Source organism: Paenibacillus provencensis, from assembly GCF_042678545.1.
Classification (GTDB): Bacteria; Bacillota; Bacilli; order Paenibacillales; family Paenibacillaceae; genus Paenibacillus; species Paenibacillus provencensis.
This window is the reverse complement of the sequence record NZ_JBHTKX010000008.1, coordinates 110,461-117,941: the sequence shown is the minus strand read 5'-3', so window position 1 is coordinate 117,941 and position 7,481 is coordinate 110,461. Positions and strand designations below refer to the sequence as shown.

Annotated in this window: 4 protein-coding genes; 3 read left to right on the top strand and 1 reads right to left on the bottom strand. The window is 33.9% G+C overall.

Annotation, left to right across the window (positions count from 1 at the left end):
- Positions 1–1,997 precede the first annotated feature (1,997 nt).
- From ACFQ3J_RS24785 to ACFQ3J_RS24775, 3 genes are all read left to right on the top strand, one after another.
- Positions 1,998–2,276, top strand: a complete 279-nt coding sequence (locus ACFQ3J_RS24785; RefSeq protein WP_090727518.1) for a hypothetical protein — start codon at positions 1,998–2,000, stop codon at positions 2,274–2,276.
- A 228-nt stretch (positions 2,277–2,504) separates the two neighbouring features.
- Positions 2,505–2,990: a hypothetical protein gene (locus ACFQ3J_RS24780; RefSeq protein WP_090727519.1), complete on the top strand. Its 486-nt coding sequence runs from the start codon at positions 2,505–2,507 to the stop codon at positions 2,988–2,990.
- Positions 2,991–3,441: 451 nt separating this feature from the next.
- Complete coding sequence (locus ACFQ3J_RS24775) at positions 3,442–4,326, top strand: DUF429 domain-containing protein (RefSeq protein WP_090727521.1); 885 nt, start codon at positions 3,442–3,444, stop codon at positions 4,324–4,326.
- A 1,505-nt stretch (positions 4,327–5,831) separates the two neighbouring features.
- Here ACFQ3J_RS24775 and ACFQ3J_RS24770 read toward each other — a convergent pair.
- Complete coding sequence (locus tag ACFQ3J_RS24770) at positions 5,832–6,593, bottom strand: hypothetical protein (protein WP_090727523.1); 762 nt, start codon at positions 6,591–6,593, stop codon at positions 5,832–5,834.
- Positions 6,594–7,481: the final 888 nt, after the last annotated feature.

The window sequence follows — 7,481 nt, the reverse complement described above, 5'->3', positions numbered from 1 at the left end:
TACAAGATGTCATATTGGCTTTGACCAAGCTCGTGCAGAACTACAAGCCATGTTCAAAAGCAACACGTAATTCAACTGCTACAAGTAAAGGTTATTTTTATTTACACAAAATTCTTGACGCTACCCTCAAAACAATTCACTGCTTCTCTATATAGAAACCCTTTATGGACGAGCAACCAAAAATATTTACGATAGTAACATTAATATGTTACTGAATATACAACTGAATATTAATATATTTTTATGAATTTTTCGAATTAAACAAAGCTTTACTCTAACGAGATTCCTTTATGGGAGATGCAGGCAGTTATAGTCGCTTTACTCAGAAGCATAACTAGAAATTTAAATATGTTACTGAATATATTACTGAATATAAGTGTATGCATTTAACAATTTCAGAGCTATTCACTGCTTCCCTATATAGAAGCTATGGACGCAGCACGAAAGTAGTTTCCCTAGAAGCATTAATTATAAAATTAAACATGTTACTGAATATTCAACTGAATATAAATATATGTTTTATGAATATTTCGAAATTAAATAAAGCTTTACTCTAACGAGATTTCTTTATGGGAGATGCAGACAGATATAGTCGTTTTACTCAGAAGCATAACTGAAAATGATTATGTTACTGAATATATAGCGGAATATAAATATATGTACTAAGTATACTCAAGACATAATCAGAGCTTACTATGAGGAGATCCATAGGAATTCTCAGTTGTAGTTGTTGCACCAGAACCAATAGGACACAAGATAAGCATATTACTGAATATATTACTGAATATATGTTTATGCATTTAACAATTTCAGAGCTATTCACCGCTTCCCTATATAGAAGCCCTTTATGGACGCAGCGCCAAAGTAGTTTTCCTAGAAGCATTAAACATAAAATTAAACATGTTACTGAATATTCAACTGAATATAAATATATGTTTTATGAATATTTCGAAATTAAATAAAGCTTTACTTAACGAGATTTCTTTATGGGAGATGCAGACAGATATAGTCGTTTTACTCAGAAGCATAACTAGAAAATTGAATATGTTACTGAATATTCAACTGAATATAAATATATGTACTAAGTATACTCAAGACTAATCAGAGCTTACTATGAGGAGATCCATAGGAATTCTCAGTTGTAGTTGTTGCACCAGAACCAATAGGACACAAGATAAGCATATTACTGAATATATTACTGAATATATGTTTATGCATTTAACAATTTCAGAGCTATTCACTTCTTCCCTATTATAGAAGCCCTTTATGGACGCAGCGCCAAAGTAGTTTCCCTAGAAGCATTAATTATAAAATTAAACATGCTACTGAATATTCAACTGAATATAAATATATGTACTAAGTATACTCAGGATCTAATCAGAACTTACTCTGAGGAGATCCATAGGAGGTGACAGCTGTAGTTGTTACACTAGAAGAGATAATCATAAAAGTGACCACGTTACTGAATATAAAACTGAATAGAGGTATATGTTCTAAAAACATTGCGGAATTAAACAAAGCCTCATTCTAAGTAGATGTTTTATTGGTTGCAACCATAGTTGTTTGACTCAAAAGCATAAACATAAAAATAATCATAATACTGAATATATATATGAATATGAATATGAATATAACTAATAATATTACAGAATCAATCTGAGTGTATTTTTCTTTCTCTAAATGGTATTATATAAGCATAACTTTCTTGATTATTTTATTTTATTTTACTCCCAGCATGCGCATAGGGAGCTTTCTGAAAAGAATGCACCTAACAGGTGATCAAAGGCCAATTGCACACTATACGTGTGTTTAATCTTTGATCGTTGTTAGGTGCTTTTTTTGTGCCATACATCCCAATTATTAAGGAGGAATTCGTTCATGCCGTCAATTCTCATTATTTGAAGTTTCAGTTTATGTATTCTCTTTTTGAGTAAAAGACACTGCTGTAGTTGCTACTCATTATCTTATAACTATCTCACATATAGGAGTGATCAGTAATGATGAAAATCAGCTCGGTATTAACCAATTGGGCTACTCGTGCTCTCATAGAAACACCAGACTTTGATATTCAAGAATGTGTAACCATACAATTTGGCGATAATTTACTGTATGAGAAGTTCTTTCAAGAAATACGTGAAGCACGAGGTTGGTTAAATATTCAAAATGAATTTAGACTTAGAAGTGTTAGGGCAGAACAACACAAGCTCATTGATCTTCTTAACGAAAAGATCGAATCTATTTATCCGATGAGAAACGATACCTTCGCAAGAAACTAAAGCTTGAGAGTCATTAAACAAATTTTGAAGATCATCGAAGATACTCTGCACAACTACCAATAAGCCTATTCAACAGGAATGATGATAACATTTACACCCTGCTAGCAGCAAAATGTGTGCTAAGCAGGTCAGTGCTTCAGGCCAATCACATTCTTATAAAAGTCGAACATACGCCAACTCTATTTCAACTGTCGTGACGACAAAATACTATCTAAAGGGGTTATTTGTATGACAGAATCATTAAACGAACGGTTTTGTGTTTATGCCGAAAGTCTAACTTCCTCAGATGTTCAGATGGATCCGAATATAGGATTGGATATTGCTGAAAAAGTCGGAGTAAATAAGCTCCAATTTTATAAAGAAATAAGTATCCCCTATTCCGTATCAAAATTTGCGGAGAATATCCTGAGGAGTAAGAACAGTAATCCTAACTATGATCTTGATGATACTATTGATATTTACTCCACTTCGTTCACCACTAATTATGGTGAATACGGTATTGATATTAAATTTTGTAATGGGACACCCTCGTATGTAGAGCCTATTCTTATTGATATTACTCCTACTCGTGCATCAACTCTAAAGCAATCATTAGATGTTCGCGCAACTCTTCTAGGTGAATACCAATTTGAGATCGAAGAAAATGAAATGATCCTGTGTTTTAAAGTTATAATCGTTACGGAAGACCCCGAGTTTAATGAGGTCACTCAATGAATCTCTACTAATTCGTCAGGATGAATTCGTTACCCGGAACTTTGCTCACAGTGTGTCTATTAGCAGGTGACCCTTTTCCGGGTCTTCCTGCCGATATAATAACCTTCCATAAAAGTAGAAAGACAAAACAGATTAGCTATACTGTTCCTGCGTTCATTGTTATGAAATAGAAAACAAACCGATAACCGCTTCATTTTTATTAGAGTTAGATTATTAGAGTATAGATTCTATGAAGATATTTGGATCCATGAGGACGTGAATGAGTTTCCTGCCATGTTTGCATATATTTTCTTATCAGTAAGCTGTTAGATTCATGTTCACCTTTGAGTGACCTTTGGTTCACCTATAGGTGACCTAAAGGTGATCTTTCGGTAAACTTCTTAACTTAGTGGTTATCCTGGATATCGAAAGACTCTGTTGCAGTAAACGCACGATAGAAAGGAGAAGTAATTTGACTTACATCATTATTGGATATGACCCTGGAGGGAATCATGCGAATGGTGTCTCATATTTAAAGGTAACCTCTGATCTTAGAATAGAGGATTTTGATTCTACAATCGTTAGCACTTGTGACGAAGCGTTATCCTGGCTCTTTGATGATCAAATGATTAACCCAGATGAAGTTATTGCAGCGGGAATTGATTCTTTTTTATCTTGGCCGACTATAGGTGTATTCCGGCCAATGGACGATTTCCTTAAAAGGGAGTATCCAGAAGTAAAGTCCAGTATCTTTTCAGTTAATTCTGCTTTTGGGGCTATGGCAATCCAAGGGGTTATCTTTGCACAGATCCTTGCAAGTGTTTCTCCTAACCTGCAACTTTTAAATGAAACTCATCCAAAGGTTGCCTACCATGCTCAGACGGCCCGTAGACATGACTACTTTGCCAAGAGGGATAATGCTGTCGATGATATAAAAAATGAGCAGGTAGATCACTTTAAGTCAGTTAGAAAGGTATATAACGAATTAAATGCTACCCGCATGTGGAAAGAACTTTTGGATTGGATTGGTCTTTCTGCCAGTTCAAAGTATTCAAAGAGTCTAAACATGTCACCACAAGCAATGGATCATGAGTGGGACGCAATATATTCCGCATGGTTCACGTATCAATTTGGTATAATGACACCTGGTCGGAATTTGATGCAACCTAACAGTGATGAATTTCTTTCAGCATACCTCAATGATGAACAAGCAGCTCAGATCAGTTCTCTGCGCAACAGTAAAATTTCTGGTAATGGCGCGATAAAAATTGCTGAGATCTTTAAGGAACGAATTATGATTCCTAAAGGTATCGAGGGAAAGGTCACCTATTATTGGCTTCCTGCTAGCCACCAATAGACAGTCTGTTTCAAAAAAAGTTCTAACACAATATTGCTTCAACGATGACTATTATCGCTCATTGTATGAGTAGACTGCTAACAATCTATATGTTATTGCTTACTCTAATAGGAGTTCTAGTAATGTTACTACTATTATGGGCGAAAATAAGTACATGTATACTATCCTAAAAAGATGAGTGATAAATTATTTCGTTAATTGAAAGACATTGAAATCTTCACCGGACACGAGATACTGCATAAAAATCGAATGCTGTGGATGAATTTGAAGTTTAGTTTAAGTGGTTAGAATATGAGGGGCACACGTTAAACTGCACCTACTGCGGAAACTTTAGTAACGATAACAATCGAATATTCTAGTCTCCTGGTCAACTAGAATATTCGATGTTATTTTTTTATATAGATGAACTCGTATAATATTCAGCATATTACCTCTTACAATGATTTTGATATGTTTAAACGTTTTTATTGATTCGCAAACATATCTTAAGGTTTCTTAAGCTAAAATTCCTCTTTCCCCCTCACCTGAAGGATGAAGCTGAAATCCTTGATAAATCAGGGTTTTTCTTCATAACTGAGTTTTAAGGAGTGATTTTGATAAAACAATTAGAACAGCTAATACAAGTTTAGAACCTATGAATGTAACATGTGTTATTGATGAAAAGAATTCGGATTAAATATGGTATGTATTCGGTTATTCATTCAATCTCAAACGTATCGACTAGTGATATATAACCTTTTTTAACTTCCTCTTTTAGAAGTGAAGGAAGCTAAAACCCTTGATATATCAGGCTTTTTCTGAATTTTGATCTTGAATGACGGTAAATAAGGCGAAGATTTGGGGAGGGGTGCAACACATGCTTAACATTATATGACCTTAATTAGCAGTCATATATTTACACTATTAATGTTCTACGTAATAAAAATTTAAGCGAGAGTGAAATTTCGAAACCTATTTCGGTTAATTCATAAGAAAGCGTGAAGATTTATCTTAATAAAGAGATGACTGATTTTTTGATTTGTTTATGCTGGATCAAGAAGGAGTTCAGCATATATGTTAGAATGCGGTTGTGAAGAACGGCTAGTTCGGACGATGAACTAGCCGTCAAATAATTTTTTGAAATATGATACTCGTAGTGAACAGTGAACATTGTTTCTCTTTAGGTTTAGATTAAAAGCTAGCAATACAAATGTTCTTTTTGAATTTAGTGAATTCTCGCCAGCTTGGTTAGCTATTCTTCTTGACAATTATTAAGCTAAATTCACTTGTTCGATCAATTCATTCAATATTTATTTTGAGTCATCGGAGTGTTCCTATCCTGCCGCGAAGATTTACCTCGTATTTCACCAATAACTCGAACCTCTAGCTCTTTGTATATTCTTTCCTCTCGTTGATTGAAGAGAGATTGATAGGACAAAGCATATTTCTCAGCATATTTTTTTACATACCATAAGAGTATATTCATATTACTGTTCAGTTTTATATTCAATCTTTTAATAAGTTAACTATAAGATCATATATAGTGCAATCGATAAAATTGCTGATCCAAATAAGGTGAATAGTATTTTGAGATTCTTGCCTAAATAATCCTTGGAATCACTTACATCATTATCAAGCAAGTATTCAAAGAAGTTGTTTTTAATCCATTCAGGGTCATAATTCATCGGCTTTTGCTCTAAGGAGCTATATAAAGGTATTAGATCATTTTTCTTAAGTGATACTTCCTTAACACGATAGCCTATATTAACAGTGTAAAGTACGAATAGACTGATGATCCTTTGAAAGCGCAAATAATCATCAAGAAGATATATCCTATAATAGTGAAGGTTTATACCATCCGTAACTACCTTTTCCCCTTGTGCTATCTGTTTGCCAGTTACGTCTACAAAGAGGAGCTGCATTGTCTTGTTTTTTAACAAGCAGTAGACCCTAACAATATCTTTCCCAAGAGTTATGGTGTAGTAATTGTTTGTGGATTCCTTACAGTCTTGATTTATCAAACCTAAAAGATTGGCATGATTGTCGTATATCCCGCAGCACTCAGTTATCTCTTCCTTTGAGATCCATTTATTAGAGAGTATATTCCTGGACTCTTCCAACGAACTAGACTGGGTTTCGTAAATTAACTTTAAATTCGGATAGAATAATTGAGTAGTGAAAGATTCTTTTGAGTAAGACGTGCGTCCAAAATAACTTAAATTCCCATTTGTAAGTATTTCAAAGACCTGCTCCAGATTTGATTTTGTTTGTCTAATTTCAATGATCAAGAGTGATTCCCCCTTCATAGAACTTATCAAAAATAATAATTTCAACTCGATATAGTGGTATCATCGTTTCGAAAATAAATGATTAAACTTACTTGTCTCTAGAAAATCTCTTTAGAGTTTTCCTTCAACAAATCTCCTCCCCTGAAAGCAGAAAGTTTACAAAAAAAAAGCACCACAAAGGAAATTGTTCCTTCGCGGTGCTTCCACGCTATAATATTCACTTACTACTATTGTAACAATATATTTATTGAGAATCTATAGAGGGGAAAATCAAACAAACGCTGTTTACCGAGTGGCTAAAGATGGCATACTCATACTTCGACACAAATTTATATTCATGTTCATATGCAATTAACTATTCAGTTTATTAAACACGATTTATGACAGGTGGATCCTCAGAAAGTTCGGTGAAAAATCTACCAATGTATCTAAATTCTATTGTCGGATTGTATGATTGAATGAATGAAGCCGTATGTTAACCATCATAATGTATATACTCAATGTGCGAACCATCATAATCATCGAGATAGCCAACAGCGAACATAGTCCGGGTAGAAGCTATTTATCAACCTCTTGAATGATCTCCATGTGACTACTTATCTAACTCTGCAATTACGATACCCTAGAGATGCTTGTGTGCTAATTACGATCCACTGGATTACGTTTGTTATATTCCGTCTAAGGACAAAATCTCTTTTCTAATTTATGAAAATGTTCATATAAGTGTTCAGTTTTTTATGCATATTCAAGAATACTTCAATATTTTTGTGAATATAATATGCAATGCTAAATTCCGGATCCACCATGGGTGATTAGATTTGTCGTTGTTCATCACTGCAATTTACTTAATCCTACAACTATCTATCTTTAAATACTGCGGAAAATATT

Coding starts and splice junctions, on each gene's coding strand:
- ACFQ3J_RS24785 (WP_090727518.1), top strand. CDS start 1,998: ATGATGAAAATCAGCTCGGTATTAACCAATTGGGCTACTCGTGCTCTC.
- ACFQ3J_RS24780 (WP_090727519.1), top strand. CDS start 2,505: ATGACAGAATCATTAAACGAACGGTTTTGTGTTTATGCCGAAAGTCTA.